This is a genomic window from Pseudomonas sp. TWRC1-2 (genome assembly GCF_049896685.1).
In the GTDB taxonomy this organism is placed as follows: Bacteria; Pseudomonadota; Gammaproteobacteria; order Pseudomonadales; family Pseudomonadaceae; genus Aquipseudomonas.
Genome location: NZ_JAFCUU010000004.1, coordinates 264579 through 281797, shown reverse-complemented (window position 1 = coordinate 281797; position 17219 = coordinate 264579). Strand labels below are relative to the sequence as shown.

General features: G+C 59.9%; 17 protein-coding genes and 1 pseudogene. 10 read left to right on the top strand and 8 right to left on the bottom strand.

Annotated features, from left to right (window positions below):
* Positions 1-189 precede the first annotated feature (189 nt).
* The 3 genes from ACP7B3_RS13865 to ACP7B3_RS13855 all read left to right on the top strand — a co-directional run bounded on the left by ACP7B3_RS13865 (position 190) and on the right by ACP7B3_RS13855 (position 2160).
* A complete protein-coding gene (locus ACP7B3_RS13865; RefSeq protein WP_010176194.1) occupies positions 190-468 on the top strand; it encodes a hypothetical protein in 279 nt (92 codons plus the stop codon).
* Between the two features lie 43 nt (positions 469-511).
* A complete protein-coding gene (locus ACP7B3_RS13860) occupies positions 512-1273 on the top strand; it encodes a CHAD domain-containing protein (RefSeq protein WP_145163194.1) in 762 nt (253 codons plus the stop codon).
* A gap of 89 nt (positions 1274-1362) precedes the next feature.
* Positions 1363-2160 (top strand): acyl-CoA thioesterase, encoded by a 798-nt coding sequence (locus tag ACP7B3_RS13855; RefSeq protein ID WP_426179201.1) that lies wholly within the window; start codon positions 1363-1365, stop codon positions 2158-2160.
* 6 nt (positions 2161-2166) lie between these two features.
* On the opposite strand, the pseudogene ACP7B3_RS13850 reads toward ACP7B3_RS13855, so the two are convergent.
* From ACP7B3_RS13850 to ACP7B3_RS13840, 3 genes and pseudogenes are all read right to left on the bottom strand, one after another.
* Positions 2167-2415: pseudogene (locus tag ACP7B3_RS13850) on the bottom strand (terminase); the annotation flags it as partial.
* 109 nt (positions 2416-2524) lie between these two features.
* Positions 2525-4006, bottom strand: a complete 1482-nt coding sequence (locus tag ACP7B3_RS13845) for a methyl-accepting chemotaxis protein (RefSeq protein ID WP_262207623.1) — start codon at positions 4004-4006, stop codon at positions 2525-2527.
* Between the two features lie 96 nt (positions 4007-4102).
* Positions 4103-4909, bottom strand: a complete 807-nt coding sequence (locus tag ACP7B3_RS13840) for a TatD family hydrolase (protein WP_262207624.1) — start codon at positions 4907-4909, stop codon at positions 4103-4105.
* Positions 4910-5145: 236 nt separating this feature from the next.
* On the opposite strand from ACP7B3_RS13840, the gene ACP7B3_RS13835 reads away from it, so the two are divergent.
* The 3 genes from ACP7B3_RS13835 to ACP7B3_RS13825 all read left to right on the top strand — a co-directional run bounded on the left by ACP7B3_RS13835 (position 5146) and on the right by ACP7B3_RS13825 (position 7672).
* Entirely contained in the window at positions 5146-6567 is a 1422-nt protein-coding gene (locus tag ACP7B3_RS13835) for a transglycosylase SLT domain-containing protein (RefSeq protein WP_426179198.1), read from the top strand.
* Between the two features lie 103 nt (positions 6568-6670).
* Positions 6671-7105, top strand: a complete 435-nt coding sequence (locus tag ACP7B3_RS13830) for a DoxX family protein (protein ID WP_145163204.1) — start codon at positions 6671-6673, stop codon at positions 7103-7105.
* Positions 7106-7363: 258 nt separating this feature from the next.
* On the top strand, positions 7364-7672 hold the full coding sequence (locus ACP7B3_RS13825) for a class I SAM-dependent methyltransferase (protein ID WP_262207631.1): 309 nt from the start codon (positions 7364-7366) through the stop codon (positions 7670-7672).
* A 4-nt stretch (positions 7673-7676) separates the two neighbouring features.
* On the opposite strand, the gene ACP7B3_RS13820 is transcribed toward ACP7B3_RS13825, so the two are convergent.
* From ACP7B3_RS13820 to ACP7B3_RS13810, 3 genes are read right to left on the bottom strand one after another with little or no spacing between them, the layout of a single operon-like run.
* The gene (locus ACP7B3_RS13820) at positions 7677-9422 is read right to left on the bottom strand and encodes a Gldg family protein (protein WP_426179195.1); all 1746 of its coding nucleotides are present in this window, start codon (positions 9420-9422) and stop codon (positions 7677-7679) included.
* Positions 9423-9437: 15 nt separating this feature from the next.
* Complete coding sequence (locus ACP7B3_RS13815) at positions 9438-10163, bottom strand: ABC transporter permease (protein ID WP_426179193.1); 726 nt, start codon at positions 10161-10163, stop codon at positions 9438-9440.
* Positions 10160-11086: an ABC transporter ATP-binding protein gene (locus ACP7B3_RS13810; protein WP_426179191.1), complete on the bottom strand. Its 927-nt coding sequence runs from the start codon at positions 11084-11086 to the stop codon at positions 10160-10162. Before ACP7B3_RS13810 ends, ACP7B3_RS13815 begins: the two co-directional genes overlap by 4 nt.
* A 242-nt stretch (positions 11087-11328) precedes the next feature.
* On the opposite strand from ACP7B3_RS13810, the gene ACP7B3_RS13805 reads away from it, so the two are divergent.
* Complete coding sequence (locus ACP7B3_RS13805) at positions 11329-12327, top strand: hypothetical protein (protein ID WP_426179189.1); 999 nt, start codon at positions 11329-11331, stop codon at positions 12325-12327.
* 129 nt (positions 12328-12456) lie between these two features.
* Positions 12457-12930, top strand: coding sequence for a transcription elongation factor GreB (greB, locus tag ACP7B3_RS13800; RefSeq protein ID WP_083360479.1), 474 nt, complete (start codon positions 12457-12459; stop codon positions 12928-12930).
* A gap of 45 nt (positions 12931-12975) precedes the next feature.
* On the opposite strand, the gene ACP7B3_RS13795 is transcribed toward greB, so the two are convergent.
* Positions 12976-15486, bottom strand: coding sequence for an ABC transporter permease (locus ACP7B3_RS13795; RefSeq protein WP_426179187.1), 2511 nt, complete (start codon positions 15484-15486; stop codon positions 12976-12978).
* Entirely contained in the window at positions 15486-16169 is a 684-nt protein-coding gene (locus ACP7B3_RS13790; RefSeq protein WP_426179185.1) for an ABC transporter ATP-binding protein, read from the bottom strand. Before ACP7B3_RS13790 ends, ACP7B3_RS13795 begins: the two co-directional genes overlap by 1 nt.
* Before the next feature lie 10 nt (positions 16170-16179).
* Between ACP7B3_RS13790 and ACP7B3_RS13785 the strand changes: the two genes are divergently transcribed.
* Positions 16180-16785: an arylesterase gene (locus ACP7B3_RS13785; RefSeq protein WP_178119709.1), complete on the top strand. Its 606-nt coding sequence runs from the start codon at positions 16180-16182 to the stop codon at positions 16783-16785.
* 58 nt (positions 16786-16843) lie between these two features.
* Complete coding sequence (locus ACP7B3_RS13780) at positions 16844-17137, top strand: hypothetical protein (RefSeq protein ID WP_016972348.1); 294 nt, start codon at positions 16844-16846, stop codon at positions 17135-17137.
* The last annotated feature ends 82 nt before the right edge of the window (positions 17138-17219 follow it).

The following is a 17219-nucleotide window of genomic DNA, read 5'->3' as shown; positions in this document are numbered from 1 at the left end:
CCCACAATGCACCCATTGAGGGGCCAGCTTCAATCTTCGCCGGGGGCTGTAATATTTTTCCAGGATCAGCGCAGTGCTCGGGTATGCTCTGACGATAGGCGCTCTGATTTCAGGCTGCGAACAAGGCACTTTTCCTTGTAGGCAACGTCTACACCCTACGACTGTTTTTCTTTATTTGAGGTGTCATCGATGAAAGCCTGGATGTGTGTGCCTGTGATTGTGTTGGCCCTGGCCGGCTGTGCCGGGAAAACCGCATACCGCGACAGCTGTGGCACGCAACTGGATGCCGCGTGGCATGAGCTGGACCTGGCCAAGGCTGAAGGTTTTGCCGGCACCGTGAGCTACTCCAAGGCATTGTCCTTGTTGACTGGCGCCAAGACCCAGCAGCAATTCGAAGCGTTTGAAGGCTGCTCCAACAAGGCCGAAAAGGCGCGGTTCTATATTCGTGAGTCGCGCGCCGGACGTTAATTTCTAGCGTCAAACAGGATTCTCATCGTCAAGGGAGGAAGGCATGTCAGCTTTGGTCGATCAGTTAGTCGCTCAGGTCATTGGCCTGGAAGTAGGGTTACTGAGCTGCCAGGCTCGCCTCGCCGCCGTCACCGACGATGAAGCCCTGCATGACCTGCGCACCACCGTGCGGCGCCTGCGCAGTTTGTTGCGCCCGTTGCGCGGGTTGCCGGGAGTCGAACAACTCGAATTGGCCGCCAGCACAGTCGGCCAAATGACTACGCCGCTACGCGACCGCGAGGTCCTGGCGGCGTATCTGCATCAGCACGGCTATCACCAGGCCGCTGAACGGCGCCTGCGCCTGCAACCCGACGCCTATCGCCAGGTGGCGCAGAGCCCGGAAGTGGCGCACCTGTTGCAAATTCTCGATGCGTTCCCACGCTTTATCCGGGCTTCGCAGCATCAGAAACTGCTCAAGGGCCTGCGCCCGCGCATCGAGAAGCGCTTGGGCAAGCAATGGCACAAACTCGGTGATGCCCTCAAAGACCCAACCCATGATCGCCACCGCCTGCGGTTGCTGATCAAGCGTGTGCGCTACGCCGCCGAGGCCTACCCCGAACTGGACAAACTGCCTGCCAAAGCCATGTCGCGCCTCAAACAAGCCCAAGGCGCTCTGGGCGATTGGCACGACTGCTGGCAATGGCTGGCGCAGGCCGGGCACCAAGCGGATTTGCAACCGTGCGTGCCGGTCTGGCATCGCACCATGAGCAAGGCAGAAGGCCAGGCGGATCGGGTGCTGGACAAACTCAGCGCGGATTGTTTCTAGGTCGGTCCGGTTTTTGGCCGGAATGGGCGCTGTACCTCACCGGCTCGATGGTTAAGATCCCTCATCTGTTTTCTTGATGTGAGGTCGCCATGCGCTTTAGTGATTTGCTCGACGCAGCCCGTAACAACCCGTTGGACGTGACCATCCCCGCCGAATGGGCTCAGGGCCGCGCGACCTTTGGTGGCCTGGTTGCAGCGTTGCAGTACGAAGCCCTGCGCGCCCAAGTGCCGGCAGATCGACCCCTGCGATCTTTGGCCATCACCTTTGTCGGCCCCGTTGCGCCGGATGTGCCGGCCAGTTATCAAGTCGAAGTGTTGCGCGAAGGCAAGGCCGTCAGCCAGTTGCTTGGCCGCGTGGTGCAAAACGGTGAAGTGGCGACGCTGGTGCAGGCCAGCTTTGGCGCGCCGCGTGAGTCAGTGATAGATGTCGCAAGCGAGGCGCCGCCTAGGTTCAAACACTGGGATGAATGCCAGGAGCTGCCCTACATCAAGGGCGTGACACCCGAGTTCATGCGCCACTTGGCGATGCGCTGGAGCGTCGGTGGGTTGCCGTTCACCGGTAACAAATCGCGCGACATGGGCGGTTGGGTGCGCCTGCGCGGTGATGTAAAGGAAGAGCCGCTGACCGAGTCGCACATCCTCGCCCTGGTCGACGCATGGCCCCCGGCCTTGCTTCCGCACCTGACCCAGCCGGCGCCGGGCAGCACGCTGACCTGGACCATTGAATTTATCCAGCCGCTGCAAGACCTGACCACCCTCGACTGGTGCCAGTACTCCGTCAACATCGAACATGCCCGCGACGGCTACGGCCATGCCGCGGCCGCGCTCTGGAGCCCGGCCGGCGAGTTGATCGCCATCAGCCGCCAGACCGTGGTGGTTTTCGCCTGAACCTCAGAACCGCTGGCTGCCTTGCGCTTCCAGTTTGCGACCGTGGCGCTGAAGCGCCACGCCTGCCAACACGCCGATAACGCCGACGGCAAAACTGGCCAGGCTCAGGCTGAACACGCCGGATGCCATCAGCAGAAAACCGATGATCAGCAGGGGTACGGCAATTAATTGCAGCCCCAGGTTGGTCGGGTGCTGATGAGTTTCTGGGTGAATGCGCCATTGCCAGGCGGGGAAGTTAGGATGACGTTTGCCCATGATGGTGAATCCTCTGTCCGTTGAAACAACTTGAACAAAGTTTAGATCGCGGGCGGGCGGGGCGGCGAATCAAGGCTGGCTATGGGGGCTATAGCCAACCTTGTTTGGTTTACAACTTCAACTGCCCAATCGCCTTGCTCAATTCCCCGGCCAACGTCGCCAGCTCATTGCTGGTGGTCGCTGAATCCACGGTCTGCTGCACCGTGTTTTCGGTCACATCACGAATGCTCACCACGGCGCGGTTCATCTCTTCGGCGACATGGCTTTGCTGTTCGGCCGCCACGGCGATCTGGGTGTTGCTTTCGCGCATCTGCGCCACGGCGCCGGTGATTTCGGCGAGAGCCGCGCCGGCTTCCTGGGCTTGCTGTACGCAGTCGTCGGCCTTGAACGAGCTTTCCTGCATGAAGTCCACCGCGTCGCGGGTGCCGGCCTGCAGCGCCGAGACCATGTGGGTGATTTCGTCGGTGGAGCTTTGCACGCGTTTGGCCAGGTTGCGCACTTCGTCGGCGACCACGGCGAAACCACGGCCCATTTCGCCGGCGCGGGCGGCCTCGATGGCGGCGTTGAGGGCGAGCAGGTTGGTCTGTTCGGCGATGCTGTGGATCACGCCGACCACGCCGTTGATTTTCTGGCTGTCCTCGGCGAGCTTCTGAATCATCTCGGCAGTCTGTTGCACGCCGGTGGAAAGCCCGGCAATCGAACGCTGTACCCGGCTGACCACTTCCTGGCCGCTGCCGGCGAGGGTGTCGGCGGTTTGGGACAGGTCGCGAGTGGCGCCGGCGTGCTGGGCGATGTGGTAGACGGTGGCGGTCATCTCATTGATCGCGGTAGCGGCCTGATCGGTTTCGCTTTGCTGGCCGAGCATGCCGTGTTGCACCTCGTTCATGCTGCTGGCCAGGCGCGCGGCGCCATCGTCCAATTGCTGCGCGGTGTGTGCCACGGTGCTGACCACCCGCTGGTAGCCGGCTTGCATGGCGTTGAAGGCGCTGGCCATCTGGCCGACTTCGTCCTTGCAGGCCAGGGGTACGCGGGCCGACAGGTCGCCGGTTTTTTCGACGTGCAGCATCACGTCCTTGAGGGTGTTGAGTTGGCTGAGCAAAAAGCGGATCAGCAGTTGCGAGGCACCGAGCATCGCCAGCATCAGGATCAACACCGCCACCGCGTAGTTGGCGAAGCGTTCGCCGAACACTTGGCTCAGGCTGCGTCCGTAGGCCAGCACGGCGACCTGCTGGCCGTCGGCACGCGCGATCACGTCGGCACCGATCAGCGGGTTTTCACCGAATAACGGCATGTGATTGAGCTCGACCCAACCGCTGGCGTTGCCCAGGGCTGACAGATCCTGATCGGCCAGCTGTGGGACTTGTCCACGGGTAAACGTCAGCCAATGCTCGCCCTTGGGCAATGGCTTGTCGGCGGGCCAGGCACTCAGCAACCGCGCCTGCGCCTGTGCCGAAGCCTGGGAGGCATCGCTGCGCGCCTGTTGCTCGAGTTGCACGGCGTAGAGCACGAGCAACAAGGTGGTGATGAAGGCGACCGCGTTGACGGCCCAGAATTTGTATTTCAGCGAGATATTGCTAAGCCAGGCACCCATGGAAGGTTTTCTCTGATAGCGGAAACAGCATTGGCAAGGTGCCATTATTGTGCCGCTACTCAGGAAGCCGGTTTTGACATGGGTCAATGCGCCGCATTAATCCACTTGAGGCAAACCAAAAAACGCCCGCGAACAGGCGGTGCTGTGTGCAGCCAAGTCTTCCAGGGTTTCGTTGCGGTGCAGGGCGACTTCGCGCAGTACTTCCGGCAAGTAGGCCGGTTCATTGCGGCCGTTTTTCGGCTTGGGCCGCAGCGTGCGCGGCAGCAGGTAGGGCGCGTCGCTTTCCAGCATCAGACGGCCACGTGGGATTTCCCTGACCAGCGGGTGCAGGTGCGTCCCACGGCGTTCGTCGCAGATCCAGCCGGTGATGCCGATATGCAAGTCGAGGTCGAGGTAGCTGAACAGCGCCGATTGTTCGCCGGTGAAGCAATGCACCACGGCGGCGCTCAGGTGGTCGCGGTAATCCTTGAGGATCTCCAGCAAGCGCTGGTTGGCGTCGCGCTCGTGAAGAAACACTGGCAGTTTCAGCTCGACGGCCAGTGCCAGGTGTTCTTCGAGGACTTTTTCCTGTTGTGGGCGCGGGGAAAAATCGCGGTTGAAATCCAACCCGCATTCGCCCACTGCACGCACGCGGCTTTCGCTGAGCAAACCCCGCAATTGCCGCGCGCTGTCGCCGTTCCAATCGCTGGCGGAGTGGGGATGAATGCCGGCGGTGCTGAACAGGCGCTGGCCGCTGTCATCGAGTTTTATGCAAAGCTCCAAAGCCTGCTCGCTGCCTTCGACACTGGTGCCGGTGAGCACCAATTGCTGCACGCCGGCGGCATAGGCACGGTCGAGAACGGCCTGGTGCCTCTCGTCGAAACTGGGGTTGGTCAGGTTGACGCCGATATCAATGAGTTGCATGGTGCTATCTCCGCCTGCGGCCGGAAAGCATATCAGAGCTGTAGATTTATAAGAAAAACGAAGAACTACAACAAGTTATAGCTGTCTTTGAACGTCGCAAGTGACATTGTGGTCGGTCGTACGCCTTCCTCCATGCCACCGTTGCGCGCCTTGCCAGCGCATAAAGCGCTCTGTTTCTGACCTCCAGCCCTTCGCCTTTCGCGAGGGTGCTGGCCAGTATTCTTTCCGGAGAGCGGATGATCCGACCCTCGGCGTTGCTTGTGTTGTGCCTGACGTTACTGCTGCCCATGGCGGCGGTCGCACGTCTGGATGGGCCGCTGGAAGTGACCAAGCCCGGCAAGGTACGCGACCTGGCGCAGATTCGCTCCAGTCGCACGCTGCGTGTGCTGGTCAACCAGAGCCGTAACAGTTCCGGTGAGGTTCAGGGCCAGGCCATCGGTGTTGAGTACCATCGCCTGCGCGCCTTCGAGCAATACCTGAACGGCCACGCCCGTGACGGGGAAGAAATCACTCTCAAAATTATCCCGAAAGCCAAGGACCAACTGCTCGGCGCGTTGGCCCGTGGTGAAGGCGACCTGGTGGCTCCCGGTGAATTGCTTGATGTGAAGGCTGCGCACAAGATCAGCACCAGCGACCCGATTGCCAGTGATGTACCGTTGTGGCTGGTTGGCGTGAAGGGCGAGCGACGCTTTACCAAGCTGGAGCAGTTGTCCGGGCGCACGCTGGCCCTGACTACCGGCAGTGCAGCGGCGGATGCGATCAATCAGGTCAACCAGCAACTGGCCCTGCACAAGCGACCGCCGGTGAAGGTGGAATGGGTCGATCCGACCTTGGCGGTGGAAGATGTATTGGAGATGGTCCAGGCCGGGATCTTCCACCTCACCATTGTCGAGAAACCCATTGCCGAACGCTGGTCGAAAATCCTGCCCAAGCTGCGCTTTGATCGGCAAGTGGCAATCAGCGAGCCGGGCGATGAGTACTGGTTTGTGCGCCAGGATGCCTCAATGCTGCGGGCCAGTATTGACCGTTTCCTCAAGACCTACCGAACCCCGGCCGACCAGGACGTGGCATTCCAGCGTATCTACCGACGCCTTTATCAAGTGCGCAATCCACTGGCTCGCGCCGACCGTCAGCGCCTGGAGAAACTGCGCCCGGTGCTGCAAAAGCATGCGCGAGAGCAGGGCATGGACTGGCTGAACCTGGCGGCGCTGGCGTTCAAGGAGTCGGCGCTGGACCCCGGCGCGCGCAACGGTGGCGGCCCGACCGGGCTGATGCAGATCACGCCTTCGGCGGCGCAGCGAGTGGGCGTCAACAATATCGAGAGTCTGGACAGTAATGTGCAAGCGGGCGCCCGGTATCTGGCGATGATCCGTCGCAAGTTTTTTGCCAGCCCCAAGCTTAACGAGCGCGAGCGTATGGCCTTCGTGCTGGCGGCTTACAACATGGGGCCGGAGCGGGTGCAAGGCATGCGGGCCGAGGCTCGGCGCCGCGGTCTGAACCCCAACCAATGGTTCTTCCAGGTCGAGCGTATTGCCATGGAGCAAGTGGGCATGGCTGGCGTCAGCTATGTTAATAGCGTGAACAAGTACTACTTGGCGTTTGATCGGGAGCGGGAGTCTCTGGAACCGTCAACGCCAAAACTTGCCTCGCGTAAATAATCGGATTTATAGATGATTATTAAGCGATTTTTGCGCTTTTATCATTGCCTTATCCGATTAATATAGCGGCCAACCCACCCCTACCTGGAAAAGGATTAGCACCATGAGCCCACTGATCAACCGTATCCTGTCTACCCGCGCTGGTTATGGCCTGACCATCCTGCGAATTTTTGTCGGCATCATCTTCGCTGCCCATGGTTCGCAAAAACTCTTTGGCTGGTTTGGTGGCTACGGCCTGGCGGGCACTGCGCAGTATATGGAAAGCCTTGGGCTGACTCCGGGCACCTTGATGGCGGTATTGTCGGGCGGCACGGAATTCTTCGCCGGCCTGGCGTTGATCATCGGTTTGCTGGCGCGCCCGGCGGCCTTGGGCCTGACCTTCCTGTCGCTGGTGGCAATCTTCTCGGTGCATATTCATAACGGGTTGTTCATGGCCAACAACGGTTATGAATTTGCCCTCGCCTTGCTCGGCGGCTCTTTGGCGGTGCTGCTGGAAGGGGCGGGCAAATTGTCTGCCGACCGCGCCATTGCCCGCTGATACTCAGATAAAACCCGGAAAAAGCCCGCCCTGTGCGGGCTTTTTCGTTGCTCGGGATTCTTGACACTGCCCCACCGGCTTCTCTAGGATGCTGCTCATGCGCCGATTTAAACAGCTAATTGCGGGGCGCCACTGGGCTCGATACAGCCCGACAGAAGCACGCACTCATCGAGAGGCAGGCTTCGAAATACCGCTAAAGCGCTGGTTCGGTGTTGCCTCTCACCTGCCCGCAGACTTTTGAGGCAGAGACACGACACGATGAATGCACTTCGCCCCCTCATACGCCTGGCCCCGATCACCGCGGACCTGACGCAACGCAATCCGAAAATCCTCCTGGGTGGTAAGCACCAGCCTACGCTGCTGCGTTACCTCGATGGCTGGCCGCGTCGCACCGGGAGACCTTCGGCGTTCCTGATCCAGTTTGTGGAAGATGGCGACTCCCTGGCCCGCTTTGCCGCCAACAGTTTCGACCTTGCAGTGATTCAGGCGCCCAGCGCCGCTGATGCCGATGAAGTCATCCGTCAGCTGACGCGCATTGCCCGCCAGGGACTGATCGCTCGTCGTTGAGTGCTTAAAGCAGGTTGGCGGTCACGGCTGATCGACGTCGCCGGTTGTAAAACGACACTGTCCACGCGATAAAGCACAACAGCAGCGGTACGGCGCTGATCAGCAGCAGTTTCAGGGTTAGCTCCACTTGATGCACCGCTGCGTAAGCCTCGACCTTGAGCGCCTGTAACTCCATGGGCAGTCGCAGGCGTTCCTTGTTCAGTGCTTGCAACTGGGTATTGGTATTCACCGCTTGGGTGCCGAAGCCGGTGTCCGGCGGTTTCAAGCGTTGCCATTCGTGCTCGGTTCGCTCAAGCCGTCGTTCAAGTTCCCCTGCCTTTTGGGCGTAGGCCTGTGCAGCGGCTTCGCGCCTGTCTGAAAGCGGGGTGGGTGATTGGCTGGCCATTGCACGGGGCCGAATGTTCGCGAGAACATCAGGAACTGTCAGGTTATCCAGGGTATTCAAGACAAACGTAACGTTGCCGTTGGCGGCTGAGCTGATGACAGAGTCCATGAGTAAATCAGTGTCGGCGACCACCACCACCTGAATGTCTGCAGCCTTTTGCAAACCAGCGGGCTGCCCGTCGACACCGTCTGGAAATGCCGAATAGGCGGGGCCGCTGAGGCGAGCCGCTATCACCTGGCGTTGGCCGACAGCAGACGGTTGATCGATTTGTGAGTCGAGTGCGCTGGCTGATGCAAAGCGCGCAGCGTCCAATAGCGCAGACTGCGTGGAGCTTTGCAGCAGCGGGGTGAGCAGCGTGCGGCTTTTCCTGAGGCGAGAAAGTGCGCCACTGCTCGAGACAATCACCGTATTCAGTTTCCACGCGCTGACGTCGTCCGCCGTCATCGCCTGGCGTGGCAGGCTCAATCTGGCCGGATGGAAGACGGTCGGCTCGCCAGCGCCGGAAGACGCGGACGACGCAAAGAGATTATCCACCAGCAGCTTGTCCGTCGGCATCTGCAGGCCCCACGCGGCAAGCAGGCCGTCCAGCGTGGAGTTTGCCGGCGCGGCGTCTGCCGCGCTCTCGCTCAGAGGGTCGAGAAAGATCATCAACTTTCCGCCCCTCAGTACAAACTGTTCGATCGCGTACAGGGTTCGCTCGGGCAGTGCACGCGGGTGGACGACCATCAGTGTCCCGATCGATTCAGGCACCTGTGGAATGTTCGATGCCAGGCTTTCGAGGGTGAAGTGCTGACGCATTTTCGTCAGTAACTGCCCGGCGGACTCGTTCAACGCCAGCCCTGTCAGCACGCCAACAGTGGGTGGCGCTGGGTGCCCCAGTGTGTAGATCAAGTGGCTTATTTCATATTCGAGCACCGGCTGGTCATCCAGGCTGAATGCGTCGATACGTTGTGCGGCCTGGCCTGCACGCACGCCTATCAGACCGAGAAACCCGTGGGTGTCGTCCAGCCCGAACAGGCCCGCTTTATAGGCCTCTTCTGAATAAGGCGCCGGATCAATAACGTGCAAGTTAATCCTGCCCTTGGCGGCTTTTTCGAACTCTTCAAGCAAGTCTTCCACACGCTCGCCATAGCGTTTCAACGCATGGCTTTTTCGCGGGTCATGGCGTGAGTTGAAGTAATACAAATCCACGGGGGCCTCAAGTGAGGCGAGCAGATGCCGTGCCTGCGGCGACAACGTATGGATTTTGTGTTGTGAAAAGTCCCAACGGATATCGGGAAGGTTGTTTACCCAGACCAGATTAAAGGCCAGAAAGAGTAATGATATGACCGTAAGTGTCATACCCGTGCGAATAGCGGATCGCATGCGGTGCTTTCCTTCTCAACGGGCTTTGTAATTGAGTGTGACTGCTGTTGCCGCAAGAAAGGCAAGGATCACGCTGACGAAGTACAGGCAGTCATGGAGTGTCAGTTTGCCGTTGTCCAGAGCGCCAAAGCGTAAGATCGGGTCAAGCGCGATCAAACTGTCTACCACCCAAATAGGCGCCTGGTGCTCAAGGGCATCCAGTGCTGAAGAAAGCATGCTGACGGTAAGCAGCAAACCGAGCGTTAGTAGGAAAATAACGATGCGCCGGTGGGTCAGCGCGCAGATAAAGCATCCCACCGATAGATAACTTCCCGCGAGCAACCCGCTTGCCAGAAATTGTGACGTGATAACGGCGTTGTCCGCGGCGCCCAGGTAGTTGGCGATAACCACCAGAGGAAAGGTCAGGGCCAAGGCAATGCCACACACGACCCATGCGGCCAGAAATTTTCCCAGCACGCGCTCGATGGTCGTGATGGGCAGCGTTTTCATCATGTCGCGCATGCCAGGGTGATGTTCGTCCGACCACAGCTGCGTTGACAAGGTTGGAATCAGCAGCAGGTAGAGCCAAGGGTGTAGCTGGAAAAACACTTGTAAGTCAGCACCAGCTTCTTCGAGCCACGGGCTCGCATTCAGCCCCAGTGCCGCGCACAGCAGCACAAACGCGGCAACACTCAAGTACGTGCCTGGCGTACGGGCATAGCTGACGAGTTGACGCTTGAAAATCACCGGCAGCAGTTTCACAGAGATACCTCATGACTCAAATGGCGAACGACTTCGTTCAGGCGCCCTGTTTCCAGTTTCAATGACGTTATGTTCCAGCCGCGGTTGGCGATCAGTGCGTTGATAGGGGGATAGATGCTGTGCCCAGGCAGGGCCAGAACGGTCACGGTGCCGGGTGTATGCCGGTCTTCTTCTATGCCTGCGACGCCGGGCAAGACGGCCAGTGCGAGTAAATCCAGAGGGGTTTCTGCGGCCAGGGTGACTGCCCGGTAGTATCGGGATTTGCGCTGAAACTCGGACAGCGGCGTGTCAGCCACCAACTGGCCGCGCGCGATAACCAGCGCCCGCGTGCAAAGGCTGGCCAGTTCGTCGCAATGACGCGAGGCGATAATCACCGCCATTTCTTCGGTCAGGGACTGGACCAGTGTTCTGAATTTGAGCCGTTGATTCGGCGCCAGTCCGTCGCTCGGTTCATCCAGCAGAAGCAGGCTGGGTGTATGCAGGATGGCTTGGGCGATGGCTACCTTGCGCTTCAAACCTACGCAAAGCGCACTGATAGGAACGTTGAGCACACGCGACAACTCCAGGCGCATGGCCGCTCGATCCACCCTGCTGCGTTTTTCAGCCCCGCTGAACCCTCGCACGTCGGCAATGAAATTGAGAAAGCCTTTAACGGACATCGTCTGATGGCTGAGCCCGGCCTGGAGTTGATAACCGAGGACTTTGCGTGCTTGAAGTGGATGGGTCTGGGTGTTGAACCCATGGACGGTGATGGACCCGGAGGAGGGGTTAGCGATGCCGGAGATCAAGTTCAGCAAGGTTGTTTTGCCGGCGCCGTCTTCCCCGAACAGACCGATACACTCCTGGCGCTGAGCAAACAATGAGAAATTGTTGATTACATTACTTTTGCCCAAGTGCTTAGTCAGGCTGCTTATCTCGAGCATGTTGTTACCGATTAAGTTTGGCTGAGCGAAGGAGAACGTGCGTGTTGTGGATGGATGAACTTTAAAAAGGTTACGGTTAATCAATGCGCTTGGGAACGCGCGGGCGAAGTTATAAGAAAACTCCTACGTCAAGCCGGATAACTTACTGAAACAATTGCGCTGTTTCGAGAATGGTTAACGGTCGGATTTTTTTATCTGGCGTTTATGTAAGGTTTACTCTTTTGTAACGAGACCTGATTATCATGATGCTTCTACGTACCCTTGTTCTTGAACGCAGTGGCCAGGACGCCCCGGTTAACGGTGCGCTGCTCTGCGGGTTTGCTGTTGCCCAGATCGACTGCAACTTTCTCGTCTATAGCCTTGATGAAGAGACTGAGCCGGGCAACTCCAGGGTTTATATCGCCGCGTTGCGTAAAAAACTCGACCGGCATTTTCTGGGCAGTATCGAGTCCAAAGAAGACCTGCAAGTGGCCATGCAAGTCTTCAAGCAAATCCTGATGGCCGCGGCAGCCTCCGGCACTAAAGCCAGCGCAGTGAACGACAGTTCGATTGCATTCCATTTTATTGATTTGAAAGGCTGCAAATTACCGCCCGCCAGGCCCGAGGATCATCATTCGATGATCATCAAGAAGGCATTGGTAATGAAGGTGATTACCCTGGGCATGTCTGCGCCTGTCTTGCCTGCGATCGAAAGTGCTTCCTTGATCGTGCCGTCCATTCGCTTCTCATCACAAATGATCCCGCCCGCCAGAACTTCAAACCCACCCATGCCCGTCGAGCCGCCGGTGCTTGAGCCTGTGGTTGCTGAGGCGTTGGATATTCCCGTCGCAACTGCACAGAAGGTAGCGCTGGCAGAGCCCGTTGCACAGCCGGCTCAATTGACACCCAGTGAACCCGCGCCATTGCAGCGCCCCGTTGAAATGGAACATGCATTGATGCCTGAACTGGACAGTACGCTGACCAATCTTGCCAAGGTCGCCCAGGACCTGACGCAACAAAAAAACGCGGTCATTGAGCGAGAAAAAGTGCTTGAGCAATGGCAGGCGCGGCTGCAACAAAAGCAGGGCGAACTGGATGAAAAGGATCGTCAGTTGGAGCAGCACGCGACGCAACTCCAGGAGCAGCAAGCATACGTCAGCCAAAAAGCCCAGAAGCTGGCGCTGGCGATGTCGCAGGTGTCGGGTATGCGACAACGTTTGCAGGGTGTGCTGCTTGAGTTGGATCAAACCCTGGAAGGCTAGAGTGAAGCAATGTGCTTGCCGATCTGGCTACTTTTCATAGTTCATTTATCATCACCCCCGCCAGTCGACGCCAAGGCATGATGCTGTGGCGTTTCGGCACCATTGGACATTGTCTGGGGATGCAAGCGTTTGAGTACCAAGCTGATTACCAAAGAAGGTCATGAGGCGCTAAAAAAAGAGCTGGATTATCTGTGGCGTGAAAAACGTCCGGACACCACGCGTAAAGTGACCTGGGCAGCGTCTCTGGGGGATCGCAGCGAAAACGCGGACTACCAGTACAACAAGAAGCTGCTGCGCGAAATTGACCGGCGGGTGCGTTATTTGCGCAAGCGGCTGGAAGATATGCGCGTGGTGGAATACATGCCTGAGCAGGAAGGCAAGGTGTTCTTCGGCGCCTGGGTTGATATCGAAAACGAGCAGGGCGAGACCAAGCGTTTTCGTATCGTTGGCTATGACGAGATTTATGAGCGCATGGACTACATCTCCATCGACTCACCGATGGCCCGGGCGTTGCTCCGTAAGGAGGTCGACGATGAGGCCATTGTGCAAACCCCGACCGGCGAGGTGTGCTGGTGGATTACCGGTATCGAGTATGTGAAATAAACGCTGCTGGCCCGTACTCCGAATAGCGTACGGGCCATCAATGTTTCAACCTTCGCGCAATACCGTCAGTGGGCTGGCATTTAACGCACGGCGCGTGCCGAATACGCCGGCACCGCCGATCAGCACGGCACCGATCACCGGCAGCAGCAACAGCCACGGGTGAGGGTGCCAGGCCAGGTCGAACGCGTAGCGGTACAACACCCATGTCACCAATTCCGTACCCAGCGCTGCCAGCAGGCCGCTGACTGCGCCGAGCAAGCCGAACTCGATGCGGCGTGCCTTGACCAGCAACTTGCGCTCTGCACCCAGTGCACGCAGCAGCGCCCCCTGGCGAATGCGCTCATCCAGGGTGGCCTGCAAGCCGGAAAACAGCACCGCCATGCCGGCCGCCAGTACAAACAACAGTACGTATTCCACCGCCAGGGTCACTTGGGCGAGGATGCTGCGCAACTGCTCCAGCAAGGCCTCGACCTGCAGGATAGTGACGGCCGGGAACGCCCGGGACAGGTCAACGATCTGCTGATCATGGCCTGGCGCCAGGTAGAAGCTGGTCAAGTAGGTCGCGGGCAGGTCCTTCAAGGTGCCCGGTTGGAAGATCATGAAGAAGTTGGGCTGGAAGTTATCCCAGTTGATGGTCCGCAGGCTGGTGACGCGCGCTTCACGATTTTCTCCGCCGACGGTAAAGATCAGATGATCGTTGAGTTTGAGCTTCAGGCTTGCAGCGACCTTGGCTTCCACCGAAACCCCGGGGACTTCATCGCCCGGTTGCTGAGACCACCAGGAGCCGGCTGTCAGCACATTGCCCGGTGGCAGGTCGGCGGCCCAGGTCAGGCTCAAGTCACGCTGCACCGCTCGGTCGCCGCTCGAGTCTTTGCTGACAATTTCCTGCACCGCTTCGCCATTGATGCTGATCAGCCGGCCCGGCACCACGGGGTACAACGGCGCCGATTGTGCCTGTACCTCCAGGAGTCGGGCGCTGAAGGCGTCCTTGTCGGCCGGCAGGATGTTCAGGGCGAAATAGTTGGGGGCATCCTTGGGCAACTGGTTTTGCCAGGTGTCCAGTAACTCGCCACGCAGCAGGGCGATCAAGCCCATGGACAGCAGGATAAGGCCAAACGCCAGCGACTGCCCGGCCGCCGCCAACGGATGACGCAGCAACTGTCCCAGGCCCAGACGCCAGGGCAGCGTGGCGCGAGCCAACAAGCGCCGCAAGCTTTGCAGCAACAGCAGCAGCAAGCCGCCGAGGATCAGCGCAGCCACTACACCGCCGCCCAGCAAGGCGAAGGTCAGCACCAGGTCGAGGCTAAGGCGCCACATAATCAGGCCGAGCGCCAACAGCGCCGCGCCATACACCATCCAGGTACTGGACGGGATCGGCAGCAGGTCACGGCGCAATACCCGCAGCGGTGGTACACGCCCCAGTGCCGCCAGGGGCGGCAAGGCGAAGCCGGCGAGGGCGACCAGCCCGGTGCCGATGCCTGCGACCGCCGGCAGCAGCCCGCCGGGCGGCACGTCCGCCGGCAGCAGGTCGTGCAGGAAATAGAACAGGCCAAACTGCGCCAGCCAGCCAAGCAGGGCGCCGGCCAGGCTTGCCGCCACGCCCAGCACGCTCAGTTGCAGGGTGAACAGCAACATCGCTTCGCGGCGCGACAGCCCAAGACAGCGCAACAGTGCGCTGGCATCGAAACGTCGACTGGCGAAGCGGTTGGCCGACAATGCCACCGCCACGCCGGCCAGCAAGACCGCCACCAGGCTGGCCATGTTCAGGTAGCGCTCGGCCTTGCCCAGCGCGCCGCCGATCTGCTGGTTGCCGTCTCGCGAATCCTGCAGGCGCTGGTTGGCGGCGAGGCCCGGCTTGACCAGGTCGCGATAGGTTTGCAGTGCCGTGCTGCCTTGAGGCGCGCGCCACAGTTCACGGTAACTCACGCGGCTGCCGGGCTGCACCACGCCGGTGGCATCGAGGTCGGCAAGGTTGATCATGACGCGGGGTGTAAGGCTGTAGAAGTTACCGGCGCGGTCTGGCTCGTAGGTCAGTATGCGCGTCAGTCGCAGGGTCTTCATGCCGACATCGATGCTGTCGCCGACTTTCAGGTCCAGCGCCGTCAGCAGCCTTGCTTCCACCCAGGCCTCACCGGGCTTGGGGCCACCGCCAGGAGTTTCAGTGCCGAACGGTTCTGCCGCACTTTTGAGCTCGCCACGCAGCGGGTACTGCTCGTTGACCGCCTTGATGCTGGAAAGCTGAATGCCATTATCCGTGGCGATGACGCTGGAAAACTCAACGATGCGGGCATGATCCAGGCCCAGTTCAATCCCGGACTTGATTTGTTCGGGACGGGCTGGCGAGCTGCCTTCAAGCACCAGGTCGGCGCCGAGGAACTCGGTGGCACGCAACAGCATGGCGCCATTGAGACGCGCACCGAAGTAACCGATGGCAGTGCTGGCCGCCACGGCTACCACCAGCGCGAAGAACAATACGCGCAACTCGCCGGCGCGGGCATCGCGCAGCAATTGACGCATGGCAAGGCTGAACAGGCGCAACAGCGGCAAACGGGCCATCAAGGCTCCAGGGGCGCGACCATCAGGCCGGCTTCAAGGCGGATCAGGCGTCGGCAACGGTGGGCCAGGCGCTCGTCGTGGGTGACGAGTACCAGGGTCGTGCCGCTTTCTTTATTAAGTTCGAACAGCAGGTCGCTGATGCGTTCGCCGGTGTGGCTGTCGAGGTTGCCGGTGGGTTCGTCAGCAAACAGCACATCCGGTTCGGCGGCGAAGGCTCGGGCGATGGCAACCCGTTGTTGCTCGCCACCGGAAAGCTGGCGTGGCGAGTGGGTCAGCCGCTGGCCCAGGCCGACGCGCTCGAGCAGGTGTTTGGCGCGCTCGCGGGCGTCCTTGCGGCCGTCCAGTTCCAGCGGCAGCATGACGTTTTCCAGGGCATTGAGACTGTCGAGCAGCTGGAATGACTGGAAGACGAAGCCGACGTGCTCGGCGCGGATGCGTGCGCGTTGGTCTTCATCCAGGGAGCTCAAGGCTTGGCCTGCCAGTGTGACTTCGCCACTGCTGGGCAGATCGAGGCCGGCCAACAGGCCCAGGAGGGTGGATTTGCCGGAGCCGGAGCTGCCGACGATAGCCAGGCTATCGCCCTTGTTCAGTTCCAGGCTAAGTTCGTGCAGGATAGTCAGTTCACCTTCCGCGCTGGGAACCACTTTGCTAAGGTTTCGCGCGGTGAGAATGCTTGCGCCCATGGAGAATCCGATGCGAATGTGGTTTTTGAGTGCTGGCCTGGCCTTGATGTGCATGGCCCAGAACGCAGCGGCGGGTACAGTCCTGATCGTTGGCGATAGTATCAGTGCCGGTTTCGGCCTGGATACCAGCAAAGGGTGGGTGGCCTTGCTGCAGCAGCGGCTCAAGCAGGAAGGTTTTGACGACAAAGTGGTCAATGCGTCCATCAGCGGCGACACCAGCGCAGGTGGCCTCGCGCGGCTGCCGGCGGCGCTTGCAGAGCATAAGCCGGACCTGGTGATTCTCGAGCTGGGCGGTAACGACGGCCTGCGCGGTCAGCCGCCAGCGCAATTGAAACAAAATCTTGCGTCGATGATTGACCAGTCCAAGGCCGGCGGCGCCAAGGTGCTGCTGCTGGGCATGCAACTGCCGCCCAACTACGGTCCCAAATACACCACGGCGTTTGCCGAAGTGTATGGCGCCTTGGCCAAGGAAAAAAGTATCCCGCTGGTGCCGTTTTTCCTTGAAGGTGTGGGCGGCCATCCGGAGTTGATGCAGGCCGATCAGCTGCACCCGGCGGTCGGTGCCCAGGGCAAGTTGCTGGAAAATGTCTGGCCAACGCTAAAACCGCTGCTATGACGCTTTTATACCGGCAGGCTTTCGGCTAAGGTGGCGCCCCCCCGATCTGGAGCCCCCGATGTCGCGCCCTGCCTGGTCCCTGTTCAATTACCAACTGATCGAGCCTGACGAGCAGCTGGACCTGTTCGCCTGCCAGGAAGTTCGGGTGCATCTGGTCGCGCGGCAATTGGAGCTGGGCGGCTCGATCGATCGCACGCTTTGCGGGACTTTATTGCCCGCACAACCGCGTTGGTCATCTGTCGACCGCTCGATCTTTCAAGACCAGCGACTGTGCCCCCTGTGCCGAGCCATCCTCGAATCGCAGAAGCGTGGCACACCGCCGATCTGGCCGGAGCTGCGTTTCGAGCTGTAAAGGCTTGCGCACGGTCGCAGGCCCTCTGCCTTCCCCTCTGACACCCGTGTACAATCAGTTTTTTCCTACCCGTCGTTCTGCG